General features: G+C 72.1%; 19 protein-coding genes and 1 pseudogene. All 20 read left to right on the top strand.

Annotation, left to right across the window (positions count from 1 at the left end; all coding sequences use genetic code 11):
• The first annotated feature begins 7 nt into the window (after window positions 1-7).
• Window positions 8-304, top strand: coding sequence for an acylphosphatase (locus tag AB0K34_RS25290; protein ID WP_138638127.1), 297 nt, complete (start codon window positions 8-10; stop codon window positions 302-304).
• A gap of 177 nt (window positions 305-481) precedes the next feature.
• Window positions 482-679 (top strand): hypothetical protein, encoded by a 198-nt coding sequence (locus AB0K34_RS25285; RefSeq protein ID WP_021598747.1) that lies wholly within the window; start codon window positions 482-484, stop codon window positions 677-679.
• Window positions 680-774: 95 nt separating this feature from the next.
• A pseudogene (locus tag AB0K34_RS25280) lies at window positions 775-999 on the top strand (zinc ribbon domain-containing protein); the annotation flags it as partial.
• A 433-nt stretch (window positions 1,000-1,432) separates the two neighbouring features.
• Window positions 1,433-5,083 (top strand): chromosome segregation protein SMC, encoded by a 3,651-nt coding sequence (smc, locus tag AB0K34_RS25275; protein ID WP_364551216.1) that lies wholly within the window; start codon window positions 1,433-1,435, stop codon window positions 5,081-5,083.
• A 503-nt stretch (window positions 5,084-5,586) separates the two neighbouring features.
• A complete protein-coding gene (locus tag AB0K34_RS25270) occupies window positions 5,587-5,994 on the top strand; it encodes a globin domain-containing protein (protein WP_364551213.1) in 408 nt (135 codons plus the stop codon).
• 5 nt (window positions 5,995-5,999) lie between these two features.
• Entirely contained in the window at window positions 6,000-7,151 is a 1,152-nt protein-coding gene (locus AB0K34_RS25265) for a globin domain-containing protein (RefSeq protein ID WP_364551210.1), read from the top strand.
• 5 nt (window positions 7,152-7,156) lie between these two features.
• Window positions 7,157-7,819, top strand: coding sequence for a DivIVA domain-containing protein (locus AB0K34_RS25260; protein ID WP_171069146.1), 663 nt, complete (start codon window positions 7,157-7,159; stop codon window positions 7,817-7,819).
• Window positions 7,820-8,143: 324 nt separating this feature from the next.
• Window positions 8,144-9,289, top strand: a complete 1,146-nt coding sequence (ftsY, locus tag AB0K34_RS25255; RefSeq protein WP_138638124.1) for a signal recognition particle-docking protein FtsY — start codon at window positions 8,144-8,146, stop codon at window positions 9,287-9,289.
• A gap of 170 nt (window positions 9,290-9,459) precedes the next feature.
• A complete protein-coding gene (locus AB0K34_RS25250; protein ID WP_364551207.1) occupies window positions 9,460-10,788 on the top strand; it encodes an ammonium transporter in 1,329 nt (442 codons plus the stop codon).
• A gap of 2 nt (window positions 10,789-10,790) precedes the next feature.
• Window positions 10,791-11,129, top strand: a complete 339-nt coding sequence (locus AB0K34_RS25245; protein WP_138638122.1) for a P-II family nitrogen regulator — start codon at window positions 10,791-10,793, stop codon at window positions 11,127-11,129.
• A 7-nt stretch (window positions 11,130-11,136) separates the two neighbouring features.
• The gene (locus AB0K34_RS25240; RefSeq protein ID WP_301175660.1) at window positions 11,137-13,635 is read left to right on the top strand and encodes a [protein-PII] uridylyltransferase; all 2,499 of its coding nucleotides are present in this window, start codon (window positions 11,137-11,139) and stop codon (window positions 13,633-13,635) included.
• 144 nt (window positions 13,636-13,779) lie between these two features.
• The gene (gene ffh, locus AB0K34_RS25235; protein WP_138642128.1) at window positions 13,780-15,357 is read left to right on the top strand and encodes a signal recognition particle protein; all 1,578 of its coding nucleotides are present in this window, start codon (window positions 13,780-13,782) and stop codon (window positions 15,355-15,357) included.
• A gap of 285 nt (window positions 15,358-15,642) precedes the next feature.
• The gene (gene rpsP, locus AB0K34_RS25230; protein WP_138642127.1) at window positions 15,643-16,083 is read left to right on the top strand and encodes a 30S ribosomal protein S16; all 441 of its coding nucleotides are present in this window, start codon (window positions 15,643-15,645) and stop codon (window positions 16,081-16,083) included.
• A gap of 2 nt (window positions 16,084-16,085) precedes the next feature.
• Window positions 16,086-16,328, top strand: coding sequence for an RNA-binding protein (locus AB0K34_RS25225; RefSeq protein ID WP_067632131.1), 243 nt, complete (start codon window positions 16,086-16,088; stop codon window positions 16,326-16,328).
• Between the two features lie 11 nt (window positions 16,329-16,339).
• The gene (rimM, locus tag AB0K34_RS25220) at window positions 16,340-16,852 is read left to right on the top strand and encodes a ribosome maturation factor RimM (protein ID WP_138642126.1); all 513 of its coding nucleotides are present in this window, start codon (window positions 16,340-16,342) and stop codon (window positions 16,850-16,852) included.
• The gene (gene trmD / locus AB0K34_RS25215; RefSeq protein ID WP_364551203.1) at window positions 16,849-17,706 is read left to right on the top strand and encodes a tRNA (guanosine(37)-N1)-methyltransferase TrmD; all 858 of its coding nucleotides are present in this window, start codon (window positions 16,849-16,851) and stop codon (window positions 17,704-17,706) included. Before rimM ends, trmD begins: the two co-directional genes overlap by 4 nt.
• Window positions 17,707-17,824: 118 nt before the next feature.
• The gene (rplS, locus tag AB0K34_RS25210) at window positions 17,825-18,175 is read left to right on the top strand and encodes a 50S ribosomal protein L19 (protein WP_067632127.1); all 351 of its coding nucleotides are present in this window, start codon (window positions 17,825-17,827) and stop codon (window positions 18,173-18,175) included.
• Between the two features lie 168 nt (window positions 18,176-18,343).
• A complete protein-coding gene (gene lepB / locus AB0K34_RS25205; RefSeq protein ID WP_240808642.1) occupies window positions 18,344-19,228 on the top strand; it encodes a signal peptidase I in 885 nt (294 codons plus the stop codon).
• Window positions 19,229-19,965: 737 nt separating this feature from the next.
• Window positions 19,966-20,691, top strand: coding sequence for a ribonuclease HII (locus AB0K34_RS25200; RefSeq protein ID WP_138640486.1), 726 nt, complete (start codon window positions 19,966-19,968; stop codon window positions 20,689-20,691).
• Window positions 20,688-21,002, top strand: coding sequence for a DUF2469 domain-containing protein (locus AB0K34_RS25195; RefSeq protein WP_138640484.1), 315 nt, complete (start codon window positions 20,688-20,690; stop codon window positions 21,000-21,002). Before AB0K34_RS25200 ends, AB0K34_RS25195 begins: the two co-directional genes overlap by 4 nt.
• Window positions 21,003-21,137: the final 135 nt, after the last annotated feature.

Genomic DNA, 21,137 nt, shown 5'->3' with positions numbered 1-21,137 from the left:
TCCTCGCGTGACGGACGACGAGGAGAACGTGCGGCTCACGGCCTGGGTGCGCGGACGCGTCCAGGGCGTCGGGTTCCGCTGGTGGGTGCGGTCGCGGGCGCTGGAACTCGGCCTGGCCGGCAGCGCCACCAACCTGAGCGACGGCCGCGTCGAGGTGGTGGCCGAGGGCCCGCGCGGCCGGTGCCGCGACCTGCTCGACCTGCTGGGCGGCGACGGCGGCGCCGGCCGTCCCGGCAAGGTCACCGGCGTCACCGAGCGCTGGAGCGACCCGCGCGGCGAGGCCGCCGGTTTCGTGGAGCGGTGACGGGTAGGGAGTTCCGGTTTGTACCTGCTAAACTAGTAGAGGAAGGTTGTTACCGGCCTGTGATGTGCGGCTTGACCAGGACACCGGCCGGTGCGACTCTAGACGATACGCGCACCGACTTCAGCTGATTCTCGTGCGCGATCCCTGCTGGTTACTCAGCGTGGAGGACCCTTAGTCATGGCGAAGGCTCTACTCGGCCACGTCGGCGGTCCCGACCCCCGGATGGTCGCGGAGATGCGGCGCCTGCAGCAGCGCGTACGTGACCTGGAGGCCGAACTCGTACGGCTCCAGGCGGAGAACGACGCGCTTGCGACGGCGACGGACGACGATGTGATGTCGCTCGCGGTGAAGGACCGCGAACCCGCGCTGACCTGATCTCGGCGCGTCATCCTCAAAACACAGGGACGTCGAACCTCGGCGTCCCTAGGTGTTTGTTTACTTCACCCTTGGCGTCAGGCGCTGGGGCGCCTTACACGTCGCAGACCTGCAATGCGTGCGGGCACCGCGCCCGGGACAACCGCGAGAGCCAAGCGGTGTTCCGGTGCACGGCCTGCGGGCACCGGGCCAACGCCGACGTCAACGCCGCACGCAACATCCGAGACACCGCCGTGGGGCGCACGGTGGCCGCGCGGGGAGGCACGCCGTTGGGCGGGCCGGTGAACCGCGAACCTCAACCCGCTCTCCTCTCCGTATAGGGGACGGTTGGAATCCCCCGCCTTCAGGCGGGGGAGGACGTCAATCGGCACAGATCTGGTCTTGTCCGGGTCTGGGCCGTGGCGTTGGCCCTCTTTGGCGGCTGCGGTCGCTTGTGGCGCGCTGTGCTGATTGTCATCGTGCCGGGGTGCCGTGGTGGGGCCATAGCTCAATTGCATGACCTGCCCTTCGGTCACTGTCTGTCGGGGCGGTGGGGTGGGTGCATCCTGGGGAACGGCTTCGGCCTGGGATATGTGGTCAAAATGTGGCAAAGGTTTCGGGGGTTCGGGGCGGCCGGAACCGGGGGTTCTGCGTTGATCTTTGGAATCGTGGCATCGGACCGGGGCGGGGCGTGACTCGCCGGGTCGTCGGGGCGGGTACGCGATAGCCTCTAGCGTTGCGATTCCGGGCCGCGGAGCGAGGGAGGGACGGCGGGTGTACCTGAAGACGTTGACGCTGCGCGGCTTCAAGTCCTTCGCGTCGTCCACCACGCTCAAGTTCGAGCCGGGGATCACGGCCGTCGTGGGGCCGAACGGGTCGGGCAAGTCCAACGTCGTGGACGCGCTGGCCTGGGTGATGGGCGAGCAGGGCGCCAAGTCGCTGCGCGGCGGCAAGATGGAGGACGTCATCTTCGCCGGCACGGCGAACCGGGCGCCGCTCGGGCGCGCCGAGGTCGTGCTGACGATCGACAACGCCGACGGGGCGCTGCCGATCGACTACACCGAGGTGACGATCAGCCGGCTGATGTTCCGGTCGGGGTCCAGCGAGTACGCGATCAACGGCGACTCGTGCCGGCTGCTCGACATCCAGGAGCTGCTGTCGGACTCGGGCATCGGGCGCGAGATGCACGTCATCATCGGGCAGGGGCAGCTCGACCGCGTCCTGCACTCGGGCCCGGAGGGGCGCCGGGCGGTGATCGAGGAGGCCGCCGGCGTCCTCAAGCACCGCAAGCGCAAGGAGAAGGCGCTGCGGAAGCTGGACGCGATGCAGGGCAACCTGACCCGCGTCCAGGACCTCACCGGCGAGCTGCGCCGCCAGCTGAAGCCGCTCGGCAAGCAGGCCGAGATCGCGCGGCGCGCGGCGGTGATCCAGGCCGACCTGCGGGACGCGCGGCTGCGGCTGCTGGCCGACGACCTCGTCACGCTGCGGACGAGGCTGGAGCAGGAGGCCGCCGACGAGGCCGCGATCCGGGAGCGCCGCACCGAGACGGAGCGGGCGCTGGGCGAGGCGCAGCGGCGCGAGGCCGTCCTGGAGGCGGAGGAGGCCGAGCAGGCGCCGAAGCTCGCCGAGGTCCAGGACACCTGGTTCCAGCTGTCGGCGCTGAAGGAGCGGTTGCGGGGCGTCGCCGACCTCGCCGCCGAGCGGCACCGCAACGCCGCGGAGGCGCGCGAGGAGGAGCGGCGGGGCCGCGACCCCGAGGACATGGAGCGCGAGGCCGCCGAGATCCGCGAGCAGGAGGAGCTGCTCCGCGCCGCGCTGGACGAGGCGCAGGACGGCCTCGCCGACGCCGTGGAGCAGCGGACGGGCGTCGAGGAGGCCCTCGCGGCCGAGGAGCGCCGCCTGCAGGCCGCCGCGCGCGCCGCCGCCGACCGCCGCGAGGAGCTGGCCCGGCTGCGCGGCCGGGTCGAGGCGCTGCGCAGCAAGGCGCAGGCCGGCCGGTCGGAGATCGGACGGCTCGCCGACGCCCGCGAGGAGGCCGAGCAGCGCGCCGACGACGCCCGGGTGGAGTTCGAGGCGTTCGAGGCCGAGGTCGTCGAGGACCCCGCGCTCGCCGCCGAGCACGAGGCCGCGCAGGAGGCGCTCGCCACCGCGAAGGACGCCGCCGAGGCCGCGCGCGCCGGCGTGGACGGTCCGCGCGGGGCGCTGAAGGAGGCGCGGGGCGCGGTGGGCGCCGCGCGGTCCGCCGACCAGGCCGCGCAGAAGAAGGTCACGGCGCTGCAGGCGCGGATCGAAGCCCTGAACCTGACGCTGGCCAGCGCCGCCGACGGCGGCGAGGCGCTGCTGTCGGCGGGCGCGGACGGTTCCCTCGAAGGCGTGCTGGGCACGGTCGCGTCGCTGCTGAACGTCCGGTCCGGGTACGAGACGGCGGTCGCCGCGGCCCTGGGCAACGCCGCCGAGGCCATCGCCGTCGGCTCGCTCGACACGGCCGAGGCCGCGCTGGCGCTGCTGCGCTCCCGCGACGCCGGGCGCGCCGGGCTGATCGTCGGCGGGGGAGCGGTCACGCCGGGCGCGCGGGTGCCGGGCGTCGACTACGCGATCGACGCGGTGACCGTCCCCGAGGTCGTGCGGCCCGCCATGGAGCATCTCCTGCGGGACGTGGCGGTCGTCGACGACGTGCCGTCCGCCGCCGCGCTCGTCCGGCGGGAGGCGTCCCTGCGCGCCGTGACGCGCGACGGCGAACTCGTCGGGGCGCACTGGGCGCAGGGTGGTGCGAGCAGCGGGCAGGGCCTTCTGCAGATGCGCGCGACCCTTGACCAGGCCACCGAGGATCTGGCCGCCGCGGAGACGGCGGCCGGGGTCGCCGCCGACGAACTCACTGCGTCGATTGAGCGCGAGCAGTCCGCCCAGATGGCATTGGAGGCTGCGGAGGCCGCCGCTGGCGAGGCCCAGGCGAGCGTGAACCAGGCCCAGGCCGAGCTTGACCGCGTCCGCGCGCGCGTGCGCGAGTTCGACGCGCAGGCGGCGCAGGAGGCCAAGCGCGCCGCGCGCTTGGAGGCCGACGTCCGGGCCGCGCGCGGCGAAGTGGAACGGCTCACCAAGGCGCTGGACGCCGCCACCGAGTCGCTGGAGCGCGACACCCAGGCGGCCGAGGAACTGGCGATGCGGCTCGCCGAGTCGGAGGAGGCCGCGGAGGTCGCCGACGAGGCCGGGCACGACACCGAGGCGCGCGACGAGCTGCACGCCCGCAGCCAGGAACTGCGGTCCGCCGAGATGGAGGCGCGGCTGTCGGTCCGCACCGCCGAGGAGCGCGTGCAGGCCATCACCGGCCGCGCCGACGCCCTCGAACGCGGCGCCCGCCGCGAGCGCGAGGAGCGCGCGCGGGCCGCGCAGCGCCGCGCCCGCCGCGAGGAGCAGGCCAGGGTCGCCAAGGCCGTCCACCGCGGCGCCCGCACGTCCCTCGACCGCATCGAGCACTCCCTCGCCGCCGCCGTCCGCCGCCGCGAGGCCGCCGAGCAGGCCAAGGCCGCGCGCGAGGCCGAGCTGAAGGTCGTCCGCACGCAGGTCCGCGAGCTGTCGGCGACCCTGGAGCGCCTCGTCAACGTCGTCCACGGCAACGAGGTCGCCCGCGCCGAGCAGCGGCTCCGGCTGGAGCAGTACGAGCAGCGGGCCCTGGAGGAGTTCGGCCTGGAGGTCGAGTCGCTCGTCGCCGAGTACGGCCCGGACCAGCCCGTCCCGCCCGACCCGGAGAAGGGGGAGGACGCCCGGCCCGTCCCCTACGACCGGGCCGTCCAGGAGAAGCGCGCCAAGGTCGCCGAGCGGCAGCTCAACCAGCTCGGCAAGGTCAACCCGCTCGCCCTGGAGGAGTTCGCGGCGCTGGAGGAGCGGCACGCGTTCCTCACCTCGCAGCTGGAGGACCTCAAGAAGACCCAGCGGGAGCTGCTCGGCCTGGTCAAGGAGGTCGACGACCGCGTCCAGGAGGTGTTCGCCGCCGCCTACGACGACACGGCCCGCGAGTTCGAGCGGATCTTCGCGCGGCTGTTCCCCGGCGGCGAGGGCAGCCTGTCGCTGACCGTGCCCGACGACATGCTCACGACCGGGGTCGAGGTGTCGGCCCGCCCGCCCGGCAAGAAGGTCAAGCGGCTGTCGCTGCTGTCCGGCGGCGAGCGGTCGCTGGTCGCCATCGCCTTCCTCGTCGCCGTGTTCAAGGCCCGCCCGTCGCCGTTCTACGTCCTGGACGAGGTCGAGGCCGCGCTGGACGACACCAACACCCAGCGGCTCATCACCGTCTTCGAGGAGCTGCGCGAATCGTCCCAGCTCATCGTCATCACCCACCAGAAGCGCACCATGGAGGGCGCCGACGCCCTCTACGGCGTCAGCATGCGCGGCGACGGCGTCACCCAGGTCGTCAGCCAGCGGTTGAGCTAATTGCTTCGCCCTCGGCGGGCGGCGCTGGCGCGCCTTCCTTCCACGGGCCAAGCGGCGATCGCTGCATCGCTCCGGCTCGCCTTGCGGCTCGCTGCGCGATCAGGTTCTTGCTTCGCTCGAACCTGGCTTCGCACGCGATCGCAACGTTGAGGTCGTCGCGGGCCGGGCTTACGGACGTGTGCCTTGATGCCGGTGGCGTGTTGCGGATTTCATATGGCCGTAATATTCGCGGGCGGTGATTGGAGCGTTGCATCGCCTATCTGTCCGCAATTCGGACGGGCGTGGAATCTTTTCTACCCGGCAATAACTGATTGATTACGGGCGCGTTGTCGCCGGTGACGTACGCGCCACGTGATCCGCGTGCACGGACGGTGATGCGGTGGCGACGCTGGCGGGCTTGTGCGGGGTCCAGGGCTTCCACTACCCATGTGCACCGTGGTTCTTCGGCTCCCCTCACCGGGTGCCCCCGCCCGGTACGGAGGACCGTGGGAGAGGTGCTGCCCATGGACGCCCGCAAACTCAAGGACAATTTCACCCTGGTCGGCGCGAACGGCGTGGACGTCGCCGAGTATTTCTACGCCGACCTTTTCGCGCGTGAGCCGCGGCTCAGATCGATGTTCCCGGCCGCGATGGCGAAGCAGCACGAGGTGCTGCTCGCGGCGCTGTCGCAGATCGTCTCGTCCGTCGACGACCCGGACGCGCTCGTGCCGTTCCTGCGGGACCTCGGCCGCCGCCACCACGGCTTCGGCGTCGCCGCCGACCACTACGCGCCCGTCGGCGCGAGCCTGCTCGCCACCCTCGCCCACTTCAGCGGCCCCGCGTGGAACGCGGACCTCGAACGCGACTGGACGGCCGCCTACGGCGTGGTCGCCCAGGTCATGACGGAGGCCGCCGCCGAGCCCGTCTCCTGATCCGCGTGGACGCCCAGCGGCTGAAGGACAGCTTCGACCGGGTCGCGGGACAGGGCGACGCCGTCGCCCTGTTCTTCTACTCCGACCTGTTCGTGCGCAACCCCCACCTGCGCGACATGTTCCCCGTCGGGATGAGCGGCCAGCGGGACAAGCTGCTGCGCGCCCTCGGGCAGATCGTCGCCCAGGTCGACGACCTGCCGGCCCTCGTCCCGTTCCTGCGGCAGCTCGGCCGCGACCACCGGCGGTTCGGGATCGTCGCCGAGCACTACCCGCACGTCGGCGCCAGCCTCCTCGCCACCCTGCGGCACTTCACCGGCGACGACTGGACCGACGACGTCGAGGGCGACTGGAACGCCGCCTACACCCTGGTCGCCAAGGTCATGCTGGAGGCCGCCGACGAGCACGCCCTCACGACCCCCGCCTGGTGGAACGGCCAGGTCGTCGCGGTCGAGCGGCGCCGGTTCGACATCGCCGTCCTGCGCGTCCAGCCGGACCGGCCGCTGCCCTACCGGCCCGGCCAGTCGGTCGCGCTGGAGGTGCCGTCGCGGCTGCGGCACTGGCGGTACTACTCGATGGCGAACGCGCCCCGCCCCGACCACACCGTCGACTTCCACGTCCGGCTGGTGGACGGCGGGCCGGTGAGCCCCGTCCTGGTGCGCGGCACCGAGACCGGCGACCGGGTCCGGATGGGCGCGCCGATCGGCACGCTCACCCTGGACGAGGACTCGCCGCGGGACGTCCTGCTCGTCGCGGGCAGCACCGGCCTGGCCCCGCTCAAGGCGATCCTGGAGCAGATCTCGCGGCGTCCCGTCCCGCCGCGCGTGCACCTGTTCTTCGGCGCCCGCACCCGCGACGGCCTGTACGACCTGGAGGACCTGACCAAGCTGGCCGGCGGGTTCCCCTGGCTCACCGTCGTCCCCGCCGTATCGGACGAACCCGGCGGACACGGCTTCTCCTCCGTCCTCACGTCGGGTGACGGCGACGTCGAGCACGGCAACCTGTCGGACGTCGTGGCCAGGCACGGCCCCTGGGACGGCCGAGACGCCTACGTCTGCGGGCCGTCCGCGATGGTCGGCCACACCGTCGAGCAGCTGGCCCGCCTCGGCGTGGCCCGCGACCGCATCCGCCTGGAAACCTTCCCAGACGCACAGAGGTGAGCGCGTTGAACTCCCCGAACCTTCCCGTGGTGTCCGCCGGCACGCGGCTGACCCCGGGCGAGCTCCGCTCGGTGGTGTTCGCGCGGGCCGCCCTCGGTCGCCGCGGCTACGACGAGGAGCAGGTCCGCGGCTTCCTCGCCTACGTCGAGGACGAACTCGTCCAGATCTTCACCGACAAGGCCGCGCTCGCCGACGAGGTGAACCGGCTGCGCGCCCAGGCGGCCAAGGGCGGCGGCACCGGCGTGATGGCGCCCGAGGACGCCCACTTCCAGGCCGTCCGGATCCTGTCGCAGGCCCAGCAGACCGCCGACCTGTACGTCGCGGACGCCGAGCGCTACACCCGCGAGCTGGCCCACGAGGCGCGGCTGCACCGGGAGGCGATCCTCTCCGACGCCAAGGGACGCGCCGAGCACCTGCTGGAGGACGCCCACCGCAAGGCCGCCGCCGTGGCCGACGCGGCCGTCCGCTCCACGGAGGAGACCCGGCCCGTCCCCCTGCCCGACGACGAGCGCCGCTCGATGGAACGGGAGATCGCCTACCTGCGCACCTACAGCGACGTCTACCGCACCCACCTGCGCTCCTATCTGGAGGCCCTCCTCCGCAACGTCGACGAATGGGAGACCTCCGAACGGGCATCGTTGCCAAGCCGATCACCGGACCCGCAATGACCTGAGCGACGGGTGGAAAGCTCGGTCTTCTGGGTTCGAAGCTCGGCCACCGGCTACGGGCAGGCACGCGGAGCGAGCTCTGCGAGCGCAGCGGGCCTGCCCGCCGAGCCGGGCGACCGCAGCGACACGCCACAAACCCGCACGGTCACAACACACCAGCACCGTGGCGTGAGGATCGACCGGCTCGCAACGGGGGTTCCAGGGGGTCGCCCCCCTGGGCCAACACAGTGTGAGGATCGACCGGCTCGTGACGGGGGTTCCAGGGGGTCGCCCCCCTGGGTAGACACAGCCCCCCTGGGAGAACGTGCAAAACTTGGGGGCGCTATGGAATATCTGATCGTCATCGCCGCGCTGGCCGCCGTCGCTCTGATCGTCGGTGGCATCACGCTGCTGAGGCCCCGCCGTACCCGCCCGCGCCCGCCGGTGGAGCGCCCGACGGAACGCACCGGCGGCGCCACGGCCGTCGACGAGGCGGAGGCGCCCACCGTCGAGGCGCCGCCGACGGAGGTGCCCGCTCCGCGTCCCACGATCGAGATCGAGAAGCCGCCGCCCGGTGCGGGGCGTCTCGTCCGGTTGCGGGCCCGGCTCGCGCGCTCCCAGAACACGTTCGGCAAGACCCTGCTCGGCCTGCTGTCGCGCGACACGCTCGACGAGGACGCGTGGGAGGAGATCGAGGACACGCTCATCACCGCCGACATGGGCGCGGCGGTGGCCCGCCAGGTCACCGACGACCTGCGGACCCGCGTCCAGGTGCTCGGCACCCGCAGCCCCGAGGACGTCCGCGGGCTGCTGAAGGACGAGCTGGTCAAGCAGATCGGCCCGGATCTCGACCGCTCGCTGCGCACGGAGGGGCACGGCGACCGTCCGGCGGTGCTGATGGTCGTCGGCGTCAACGGCACCGGCAAGACCACCACCTGCGGCAAGCTCGGCCGGGTCCTGGTCGGGGACGGCAACACGGTGGTGCTCGGCGCCGCCGACACCTTCCGCGCCGCCGCGGCCGACCAGCTGGAGACCTGGGGGACGCGCGTCGGGGCGCAGGTCGTCCGCCGGGACGAGGGCGCCGACCCGGCGAGCGTGGCGTTCGACGCGGTCAAGCAGGGCATCGAGTCCAAGGTCAACGTGGTGATCATCGACACGGCGGGCCGGCTGCACACCAAGACCGGGCTGATGGACGAGCTGGGCAAGGTCAAGCGCGTCGTGGAGAAGCAGGCGACGGTGGACGAGGTCCTGCTCGTCCTGGACGCGACGACCGGGCAGAACGGCATGCAGCAGGCACGCGTGTTCGCGGAGGTCGTGAACGTCACCGGTGTCGTGCTGACCAAGCTGGACGGCACCGCGAAGGGCGGCATCGTCGTCCAGGTGCAGCGGGAGCTGGGCGTGCCGGTGAAGCTCGTCGGGCTTGGGGAGGGGCCGGACGACCTCGCCCCGTTCGAGCCGGAGGCGTTCGTGGACGCGATCCTGGGTGACTGAAATAGACCTCTAATCGGTTAAAAACGGCATGTGAGGAATTAGAAACACGCACGAAACACCCCGGTTGCGCTTTTCACACCGGTGAAACGCGGGAGCCCCGCGCGCGAAACCGCCGAGGTCGAGTCTCTGAGCAGTTCGAAGTTCCCTGGCGAGGAGGGACTCTCTCAGAGATGAAGATCGATAGCGGTAATACCGCCTGGATGCTGACGAGCACCGCGCTCGTCCTGCTGATGACACCCGGGCTCGCCTTCTTCTACGGAGGCATGAGCCGCGCCAAGAGCGTGCTCAACATGATGATGATGAGCTTCGTCAGCATCGCCGTGGTGGGCATGGCGTGGGTCGTCTACGGCTACTCCCTCACGTTCGGCGACGGCGGCGCCCTCAGCGCGTTCATCGGCGGGTTCGGCGACTGGGGGCTCGTCGGCCTGGAGAAGGCCGCGACGGCCGACGACGGCACGGGCATCCCGCAACTGGTGTTCGTGGCCTTCCAGGCGACGTTCGCCATCATCACCGTCGCCCTGATCAGCGGCGCCGTCGCCGACCGCGCCAAGTTCGGCGCCTGGGTCGTGTTCACCCTGGTGTGGGCCACGCTCGTGTACTTCCCGATCGCCCACTGGGTGTGGTGGTCGGACGGCCGGGACGGCGGCAAGGCCGGCTGGCTGTTCGACCTCGGCGCCCTCGACTTCGCGGGCGGCACGGTCGTCCACATCAACGCCGGCGTCGCGGCGCTCGCGCTGGTGCTCGTCCTCGGCAAGCGCAAGGGCTGGCCGAAGGAGCCGATGCGCCCGCACAACCTCCCGTTCGTCCTGCTCGGGGCCGGGCTGCTGTGGTTCGGGTGGTTCGGCTTCAACGCCGGGTCCGCGCTCGCCGCCGGCGAGACCGCGGCCGTCGCGTTCGTCAACACGCTCGCCGCGACCTGCGCCGCCGCGTTCGCCTGGATCGTCGTCGAGAAGCTGCGCGACGGCGCGTCCACCACGCTCGGCATCGCCTCCGGCGTCGTCGCCGGGCTGGTCGCCGTCACCCCGGCCTGCGCATTCATCACCCCGCTCGGCGCCATCGCCCTCGGCCTCGTCGCCGGCGCGGTCTGCGCGTTCGCGGTCGGGCTGAAGTACCGGCTCGGCTACGACGACTCGCTCGACGTGGTCGGCGTCCACATGGTCGGCGGCATCGTCGGCGCCCTGCTCATCGGCCTCCTGGCCACCACCGCCGTCAACGACGCCGGCGCGGACGGGCTGCTCGCCGGCGGCGGGTTCGCGCTGCTCGGCAAGCAGGCCGTCGCCGTCCTGGCGACCCTCGTCTACTCCTTCGCCGTGACCTACGGGATCGCCAAGGTCATCGACCGGGTGATGGGCTTCCGGATCAGCGACGACAACGAGGCCGCCGGCATCGACAGCACGGCGCACGCGGAGACCGCCTACGACTTCGGCACCATCCGCGCGGGCATCGGCTCCGGGGCGACCGCGGCCGCGCCCGCCCCCGCGAAGAAGGTTGAGGCGTAGGGATGAAGCTCATCACGGCGGTCATCAAGCCGTTCAAGCTGGACGAGGTCAAGAAGGCCCTGGAGACCTTCGGGGTCAAGGGCATGACCGTCAGCGAGGCCAGCGGCTACGGCCGGCAGAAGGGCCACACCGAGGTCTACCGGGGTGCCGAGTACCAGGTCGACCTGGTGCCCAAGCTCCGGATCGAGGTCCTGGTGGACGCGGCGGACGCCGACGACATCATCGACGTGATCGTCCGCGCCGCCCGCACCGACAAGATCGGCGACGGCAAGGTGTGGGCGGTCCCCGTGGACACCGTCGTCCGCGTCCGCACCGGCGAGACCGGCCCGGAAGCCCTCTAGGACGCCCATGACCGACTCCGCGCCCCGCAGCCCCCGGCCACTGCCCTCGGCACGGCCCGAGACGCCGTCCGGCCGGGGGCGACGGGCCGGAGAAGCCGACGCGGTCCCGGCCGCCCGCGCCTCCCTCGCGGCGGCGCGGGCGTCGCGCGCCACCGACCTGGACCGCCACCTGGCGGCCCTCCTGTCCGCTGCCCTGTCACCGGACGCGACCGCGCCTCCGGCCACGCCCGCGCGCGCCCCGGCGGCTGTGATCTCCGGTGGGGTCGCGCTGGCCGCGGTGGGGAGCCACGCGCGCCGGGAGCTGACGCCCGGGGGCGATCTCGACCTCGTCCTCCTGCACCGCGGCAGGGCCGACGTCGCCGGGATCGCCGACCGGGTCTGGTACCCGCTGTGGGACTCCGGGACGCGGCTCGACCACTCCGTCCGCACCGTCCACGAGGCCCGGACCGTCGCCCGCGGCGACATGAAGGCCGCGCTGGGGCTGCTGTCCGTGCGCCGCGTCGCGGGCGACCACACCCTCGTGGACGAACTGCGCGCCGCCGTCCTCGCCGACTGGCGCGCCGACGCCGCCGTCCGGCTGCCCGAACTGGCGGCGATGTGCCGGGAGCGCTGGGAGGCCCAGGGCGAACTGGCCTTCCTCCTCGAACCCGACCTCAAGGAGGCCCGCGGCGGGCTGCGCGACGTCCACGTGATGCACGCCGCCGCCGCGTCCTGGGCGGCGTCCGCCCCCGACGGCCGGGTCAGGGCCGCCCACGACCTGCTCCTCGACGTGCGGCACGCGCTGCACGAGGTCACGGGCCGCTCCACCGACCGCCTCGTCCTGCAGGAGCAGGAGGCCGTCGCCCGCGCCCTCGCCCTGCCGGACGCGGACGTCCTGCAGCGCTCCGTCGTGGACGCGGCCCGCACGATCACCTACGCGGGCTCCACCCTGTGGCGGCGCGTCGACCGCTTCACCCGCCCCGCGCCCGGCGACGTCTCCACCGCCCTCCGGCCGCCGGCCGGCCCCGCACGGGCCGCCGAGCGGCGTCCCGTCGGCGACGGCGCCGTCGAGTACGAGGGCGAGGTGGTGCTCGCCCGGAACGCCGACCTCGGCGACCCCGCTCTCGTCCTCCGCGTGGCCGCCGCGGCGGCCCAGGCGGGGCTGCCGCTCGCTCCCGCGACGGCGGCGAGGCTCGCCGAGTCCGCCGCCCTGCCGCCGGTGCCGTGGCCCTCCGGCGCCCGCGACGCGCTCGTCTCCCTGCTCGGCGCCGGTCCCGCCGCCATCGCCGTCTGGGAGGCCCTCGACCGGGCCGGGCTGATCGTCCGGCTGCTGCCCGAATGGGAGCACGTCCGGAACCGGCCGCAGCGCAACCCCGTGCACCGCTACACGGTGGACCGCCACCTCGTGGAGACCGCCGCCGGCGCCGCCGCCCTCACCCGCGAGGTCGCCCGCCCCGACCTCCTGCTCGTCGGCGCCCTGTTCCACGACATCGGCAAGGGCCGGCCCGGCGACCACTCCACCGCGGGTGCCGCCGCCGTCCGCGGCATCGGGACGCGCCTCGGGTTCCCCGAAGACGACGTCCGCGTCCTCGAAACCCTCGTCCGCCACCACCTGCTGCTCCCCGACACCGCCACCCGCCGCGACATCGACGACCCCGTCACCGTGCAGCACGTCACCGGCGCCGTGTCCGGGGTGCCGGGCCGCGAACGCGAGATCCTCGACCTCCTCGCCGCCCTCGCGATCGCCGACGGCGCCGCCACCGGACCCGCCGCCTGGGGCGCCTGGAAGGCCGGCCTCGTCGCCGAACTGGCCCGCCGCGCCGCCGCCGCCCTCACCGGCGGGACGCCGCCGCCCCCGCCCGTCCTCGACCCCGCCCACCTGGCCCTGGCCCGCCATGACGGCGCGGCCGTCCGCGTCACCGGCTCCCGGATCACCATCGCCGCCCCTGACCGCCCGGGCCTCCTCTGGCGCGCGGCCGGCGTCCTGGCCCTGCACAGGCTGGCCGTGAAGACCGCCCGCACGATCTCCGCCCCCGCGCCGGACGGGCAGGAACGTCCGCCGCACTCGGACGGGAAGCCCGCGAAACCGGTCGCGAGCGAGACGGCCGTCCTGGACTTCACGGCGATCCCGGAGTTCGGCACCCCGCCGGACCCGGCCGGGCTGGAGGCGGACCTGCGCCGCATGCTGGCCGGGCGCCTGGACGTGGCCGACCGCCTGGAGCGGCGGGCACGGTCGATGCGGACGCGTCCCGGAGTGACGGTGCCGCCCCCGCGCGTCATGATCCTCGACGACGCGTCGCGCACGGCGACCGTCATCGAGGTGCGCGCCCACGACCGCCCCGGCCTGCTGTGGCGGATCGGCCAGGCGCTGGGCTCCCGCGACCTGCACATCCGCGCCGCCCAGGTCGACACCCACGGCGCAGAGGCCGTGGACGTCTTCTACGTGGTGAACGACGAGGGCCATCCCCTCGACGACCCCGCCGCCCTGAAGGCCGTACAAGCCCAAATCCTCGCAACCCTCGCCTGACCACCCCATACCGGCGATACCGAGCCAGGCAACGGTCCCGCTGGACGTGACCCCAGCGCCGACCGCCGAGGGCGAAGCAACAGGCAGGACGACCCGATACTCTGATAGGCGATCCCAAAAGCTTTCCAAGGACGGTCCAGACACGTGTTCGAGACGCTCTCCGACCGGTTGACGACGGTCTTCTCGTCCCTGCGCAGCAAGGGCCGGCTCTCCGAGGCCGACATCAACGCCACGGCCCGCGAGATCCGGATCGCGCTGCTCGAGGCCGACGTCGCGCTCCCCGTCGTCAAGGACTTCATCGCGCGGGTCAAGGAGCGGGCGGCCGGCGCGGAGGTCTCGCAGGCGCTGAACCCGGCGCAGCAGGTCGTCAAGATCGTCAATGAGGAGCTCATCGCGATCCTCGGCGGCGAGACCCGCCGGATCCGGCTGGCCAAGACGCCGCCGACCGTGATCATGCTCGCGGGTCTGCAGGGCGCCGGTAAGACCACGCTCGCGGGCAAGCTCGCCCGGTGGCTGAAGCAGGAGGGCCACACGCCGCTGCTGGTGGCCGCCGACCTGCAGCGGCCCAACGCCGTCCAGCAGCTCCAGGTCGTCGGCGAGCGGGCCGGGGTGCCGGTGTTCGCGCCCGAGCCGGGCAGCGGCGTCGGCGACCCGGTGGACGTGGCGCGCCGCTCCATCGACCAGGCCCGGCACGCCCAGCACGACGTCGTCGTCATCGACACCGCGGGCCGCCTGGGCGTCGACACGGAGATGATGCAGCAGGCCATCGACATCCGCGACGCCGTCCGGCCCGACGACATCCTGTTCGTCGTCGACGCCATGGTCGGCCAGGACGCCGTCAACACCGCCCAGGCGTTCATGGACGGCGTCGGCTTCGACGGGGTCGTCCTCACCAAGCTCGACGGCGACGCGCGCGGCGGCGCGGCGCTGTCGGTCCGGCACATCACCGGGCGCCCGATCATGTTCGCCTCGACGGGCGAGAAGCTGGAGGACTTCAGCGTCTTCCACCCGGACCGCATGGCGGGCCGGATCCTCGACATGGGCGACATCCTCACCCTGATCGAGCAGGCCGAGCAGGCGTTCGACGCCGAGCAGGCCGAGAAGATGTCCAGCAAGTTCGCCTCGGGCGAGGACTTCACCCTCGAGGACTTCCTCGAGCAGATGATGATGATTCGCAAGCTGGGCCCGATCGGGAACCTGCTCGGGATGATGCCCGGGATGGGGCAGGTCCGCGACCAGATCAGCCAGATCGACGACAAGGACCTGGACCGGATCGCCGCGATCATCCGCTCGATGACCCCGCAGGAGCGCTCCCAGCCGAAGATCATCAACGGTTCGCGGCGGGCCCGCATCGCCAAGGGCTCGGGCGTCACCGTCGGCGAGGTCAACAGCCTCGTCACCCGGTTCTTCGACGCGCAGAAGATGATGCGCCAGATGGCGGGCGGCATGGGCCTGCCCGGCATGCCCGGCGGGCGCAAGAAGGCGGCGAAGGCGGCCGCCAAGAAGAACAAGAAGGGCAAGCAGCGCAGCGGCGACCCGCGCAAGCGCGCCGCCGGCAAGGACCAGCAGCCCGCGGCCGACGCCATGCCCCAGGGCCTCCCGCCGGGCCTCGGCGGCGGCCCCGGCGCCCCGGGCGGGCTGCCGCCCGGTTTCGGCGGCCAGCTCCCGCCCGGCTTCCAGATGCCCGACCTGGGCAAACTCCCGGGCCGCAAGAAGAAGTAGGGGCTGTGGTCCGCGCGGCGCCCGCCGGCGATACCGGCCGTGCGCGCCCGCGTCCCGCGCCCGCTTCCGGCGCCGTGTCCGAGCCGGGCGGCCCGACCGGACACGGCGCCCTGCGATTGCACCTTTACACCGAACGTCTGGCAGAATGACAGGCTGGAAACCCGGAATCGCGAGGCGCCCTCTCTCGTCCTGCGCGACCGGAGTCCATCGGACGGCCGCGAGCCGGTGTTCCCCACCTGGCGCGGGCCCGTCCACCCAGTAATGAAATCGGAGTACACCACACCCGTGGCAGTCAAGATCAAGCTCAAGCGTCTGGGGAAGATCCGGAACCCGCAGTACCGGATCGTCGTCGCCGACGCCCGCACCAAGCGGGACGGCCGCGCCATCGAGGAGATCGGGCTCTACCAGCCCAAGCAGGAGCCGTCGCTCATCAAGATCGACTCTGAGCGCGCGCAGTACTGGCTCGGCGTCGGCGCGCAGCCGACCGAGCCCGTGCTGAACCTGCTGAAGATCACCGGCGACTGGCAGAAGTTCAAGGGCGAGCCGGGCGCCGAGGGCACCCTCAAGGTCGCCGAGCCCAAGGCCGACCGGAAGGCCGCCTTCGAGGCCGCCGTCAAGGAGTCCCTGGGCGACGACGAGGCCGCCGGCACCGCCGCCCGCGGCAAGAAGAAGGCCGAGCCCAAGGCCAAGGCCACCGAGACCGACGAAGCCAAGAGCGAGGGCTGACAGTGCTCGAAGAAGCGCTCGAGCACCTGGTCCGCGGGATCGTGGAGAACCCGGACGACGTCCGGGTCCGCGCCCGCCGGATCAGGGGCGGCCGGGTCCTCGAGGTGCGGGTGCACCCCGAGGACCTCGGGAAGGTCATCGGCCGCGGCGGCCGCACCGCCAAGGCCCTCCGCACGGTGATCAGCGCCCTCTCCGGGGGCCGCTACGTGCGCGTTGACCTGCTCGACGTCAACGAGGTCCGCTGAGTGGCGTCCCGATGAGCGAACCGCTCGTGGTGGGACGGATCGGCCGGCCGCACGGGATCCGTGGCGAGGTCACCATCGATGTCCGCACGGACGACCCGGACACCCGGTTCGCCGCGGGGACGCGAATCGCCACCGACCCCGGCACCGCCGGCCCGCTCACCATCGAGCGGACCCGCTGGCATTCGGGACGCCTGCTCGTGCGCTTCACCGGGATCGGCGACCGCGACGCCGCGGAGGCCCTGCGCGGCACCTGGCTCGTCGTCGACCCCGGCGACATCGCCCCGTCCGCCGATCCGGACGACTTCCATGACCAGGAACTGATCGGCCTGTCCGTGGTCACCGCGGACGGAGCCGGCGTCGGCGAGGTCGCGGACATCCTGCACCACGGCCAGGACCTGCTGGTCGTGCGCGGTCCCGCCGGGGAGAAGCTCGTGCCGTTCGTGGCCGCGCTCGTCCCCGAGGTGGACGTTCCCGGGGGGCGGCTCGTCATCGACCCGCCCCCCGGACTGCTCGACGAATCATGAAAATCGACATCGTCACGATCTTCCCCGAGTACTTCGCCCCCCTGGACATCTCCCTCCTGGGCAAGGCGCGGCGCGCCGGGCTCCTCGACGTCCACGTCCACGACCTGCGCGCCTGGACCCACGACCGGCACCGCACCGTGGACGACACCCCGTACGGCGGCGGCCCGGGCATGGTCATGAAGCCCGACCCCTGGGGCGAGGCCCTCGACACCCTCGTCCCCCCACCGCCCCCGGGCACCCCGTCACCGTCCGGCGCCCCACCGCCCACCTCGGCAACACCGGAGGAGCCGAGCACCACACCACCTGGGCCGCGGCTGATCATTCCGACACCGAGCGGACGCCCCTTCACACAGGCGGACGCGGTGCGGTACGCCGCCGAGCCCTGGCTGGTGTTCGCGTGCGGGCGCTACGAGGGCATCGACTCCCGCGTCGCCGAGGAGGCCCGCACCCGCATGCCCGTGGACGAGGTCAGCCTCGGCGACTTCGTCCTCGCCGGCGGGGAGGTCGCGGTGCTGGTGATGATCGAGGCGATCGGACGGCTCCTGCCCGGCGTCCTCGGCAACGCCGACTCGGTCGCGGACGACTCCTTCGCCCCCGGCGCCATGGAGTCGCTCCTGGAAGGCCCCGTCTACACCAAGCCGCCAGTCTGGCGGGACCGGCCGGTCCCAGAGGTCCTCCTCTCAGGCCACCATGGCGCGATCGCGCGCTGGCGGCGCGACGAGGCACTCCGCCGGACGGCCCGGCACCGTCCCGAACTCCTGGGCCGCTTCGCCCCGGAGGACCTCGACAGGCGAGACCGCGACGTGCTCCGCGAGGCCGGTTTTCCGGTTGACGGCGAAGGTATGGCAGACTAGAGCGTCCGTGCGTCGAGAACGCATGGCACCCGAAGACCATTTTCCGCGGCGCGACGCCCCCACGAAAGACCCACCGGGGCCTCTCGACGCCCGCGTTCGACCACGAGGAACCGCTGCGATGCACACCCTGATCCAGGAGATCGAGAAGGCCGCGATGCGCGCCGACGTCCCGGACTTCCGTCCGGGCGACACGCTGAAGGTGCACGTGCGCGTCACCGAGGGAAACCGTAGCCGTATCCAGATCTTCCAGGGCGTGGTGATCCGGCGGCAGGGCGGCGGCGCCCGCGAGACGTTCACCGTCCGGAAGGTCAGCTACAGCGTCGGCGTCGAGCGGACGTTCCCGCTCAACAGCCCCTCGATCGACAAGATCGAGGTCGTCACCCGCGGCGACGTGCGCCGCGCCAAGCTCTACTACCTGCGCAACCTGCGCGGCAAGGCCGCGCGCATCAAGGAGAAGCGCGAGCACTGAGCCGATGGACCACGACGCCCCGGGAACCCGAGAGGGTGCCCGGGGCGTTGCCCGTTCCGGACGGACGCGACCGGCCCGGGCGTCGGCGACACGCCCGCGGGCGGCGCCCCGCGGGCTCGGCGCCGCTAGGCTTTCGCTCTGATGACTGACGAGGACGATCGGAGAGACGTGCGATCCGAGGCCGAGGGCGCGGTGCCCGAAGAGAAGGAGCCCGTGGACTCGGCCGGGGAGCAGGCCGACGACGCCGAAGACGACGGCAAGGGCAAGAAGAAGCAGGGGTCGTTCTGGAAGGAACTCCCCGTCCTGATCGTCGTCGCCGTCGTGCTGGCGCTCGTCATCAAGGCGTTCGCGGTGCAGGCGTTCTACATCCCGTCCGGCTCGATGGAGAACACCCTCCAGGTCGGCGACCGCGTCCTCGTCAACAAGATCGTCTACCACACCCGCGACATCGCCCGCGGCGACGTCATCGTCTTCAACGGCCTCGACTCCTGGGACCCCGAGGTCCAGGTCAACGAGCCGAGCAACCCCGTCTCCAAGGTGCTGCGGGCCATCGGCACCGCGTTCGGTGTGGCGCCCAACGAGAAGGACTACATCAAGCGCGTCATCGGCATCCCCGGCGACCACGTCAAATGCTGCGACGCCAAGGGCCGGGTCACCGTCAACGGCGTTCCGCTGGACGAGAAGTCCTACATCTTCACCGACCCGATCACGCACGAGCAGAACAAGCCGTCCAACGACCCGTTCGACGTCACCGTGAAGCCGGGCCAGCTCTGGGTCATGGGCGACCATCGCGAACTCTCCTACGACTCCCGCTCCCACCGCGGCGACCCCGGCGGCGGCACCATCCCGATCGACCGCGTCATCGGCCGCGCCTTCGTCATCGTCTGGCCCCTGGACCGCATCGGCACCCTCCCGATCCCCGCCACCTTCAAGCAACCAGCCTTGGAGAAATCAGCCGCCCTAGCGGCACCCGCCACCCCCTACGCCCTGGGCGTCCTCATCACATTCCCCCTCGCCTACCTACGCCGCCGCCACCACACCAAGAACCCTTAACTCCCACGCCCGCACACCAAAGCCCCCAACCCACACCGCGCGCAGCACCGGCAGCCACGGCAGCCATGCCGCGCCACCGCGCGCAACACGCCGCGCCACGCGACGCCACCACGCTGCGGCACGCCATCGCGCGGTGCACATCGCGCCGCAACGCCACACATGGCCACGGGACCCGGGGCCAGCCACACGTCGTGACTGCAAGCCGGCCGGACGGCGTGTGACCTCCGCAAGGCACCGCGCGCCGTGCTTGAGCTCCAGGCCAGTCATGCGCGCCGTACGAACGTGACATCGCGCCACACATGTTCTCCTGGCGTAGCGGCGTAACCTCACCGGCGCAGGGGTCGGATGGTGGGCGCGTACGGCGTGGTCGGCGTGGTGGGTGTTCGGACGGCGGTGGTGGCGAGGAATTCTGCAGGTTCGGGTGGCGTGCGGTGTTGGACTGCGGGGGCCGTAATGCGGGGTGCGCGGGGGAGAGGCGCGAATCCGGCGTGGTGGGACTTCGATGCGCGCAGGGCCAGAGGACGTTGTGCTCGTGTGGCGTGGTGTGGGCCGTCTCGTGGTGTTGGTGATCCGGTGGTGTGGTGGGGAGTTGCGTAAGGGCACTGGCGTGATTTGGGGTTGGGGGCATGTGCGTGGGTGGGGGTGGTGGGCAGGGGCTTGTGGTGGGGGTGGACATGGTGGGTGATCGCGGGCATTCGGGGAGCGGTGTGGGGGTGTGGGGACGTACGCTGCGGAGCATGAAGGGACGTCCACTCCGCTTCACCCCGCGTCGGGACGCCGGGATGTTCGCCTATGAGCGCGCGCTGGCGCACGGGGGGTTCAGCCCTGTGGCAGGTGTCGACGAGGCGGGGCGCGGGGCCTGCGCGGGACCGATGGTGGTCGCGGCGGTCATGCTGCAGGGTGGACGCGGCCGGATCGACGGCCTGACCGACTCGAAGCTGCTCACGCCGGCGCGCCGGGAAGAGCTGTACGCGGAGATCATCAAGCGGGCGTACGCGTGGAGCGCGATCATCATCCCGTGCCACGACATCGACCGGATCGGCCTCCACCGGTGCAATGTCACCGGGATGCGGCGGGCGCTGGCCGCGCTGGACAAGCGGCCCGCCTACGTGCTCAGCGACGGGTTCCCCGTCCCAGGTCTGGACGTGCCCGGCCTTGCGATGATCAAAGGCGATCAGGTCGCGGCCTGTGTGGCGGCAGCGTCCATCGTCGCGAAGGTCACCCGAGACCGGATCATGGTCGGGCTCCATGAGCGTTACCCCGAGTACGGCTTCGACGTCCACAAGGGCTACGTGACTCGCGCGCACGGCGAAGCGCTCGCCGCGCACGGGCCATGTCCGGAGCATCGGTTCTCCTACGTCAACGTCGGGCGGGCCTTGCGCAACAATGGGGATGTGGCCGTGGTGGAGGAGACCGAAGGGGAGGTCTCCGACGAGGGCTGCGCGGAGGGGGCACGAGCGTGAGCGCCGAGGATCTCGAGAAGTACGAGACCGAGATGGAGCTGCAGCTCTATCGCGAGTACCGGGACGTCCTCGGGCTGTTCAGCTACGTCGTCGAGACCGAACGCAGGTTCTATCTCACGAACTCGGTCGACCTGCAGGTGCGCGGTGCCGACAGCGGCGACGTCTTCTTCGAGGTCACGATGCAGGACGCGTGGGTCTGGGACATGTACCGTCCTGCCCGCTTCGTTAAGAACGTGCGTGTCGTCACGTTCAAGGACGTGAACATCGAGGAACTCGCCAAGAGCGACTTCGAACTTCCCTCCCAGGAGTGATCTGGCGGACGACTCCCTGCCCGTGTGGGACGGCGTGATCGACGTGGTGTCGTCGGGGCGGCACGTGGCGATCTGGTAGGCGAGTGCGCCGTCCTGGTGTTGGGGTTCTGCTGTGGCGACGGGGTTGTTGAGCGG

The organism is Actinomadura sp. NPDC049382 (genome assembly GCF_040677125.1).
Classification (GTDB): Bacteria; Actinomycetota; Actinomycetes; order Streptosporangiales; family Streptosporangiaceae; genus Spirillospora; species Spirillospora geliboluensis.
The sequence above is the reverse complement of the archived record's forward strand: the minus strand, read 5'-3'. Positions and strand labels throughout refer to the sequence as shown.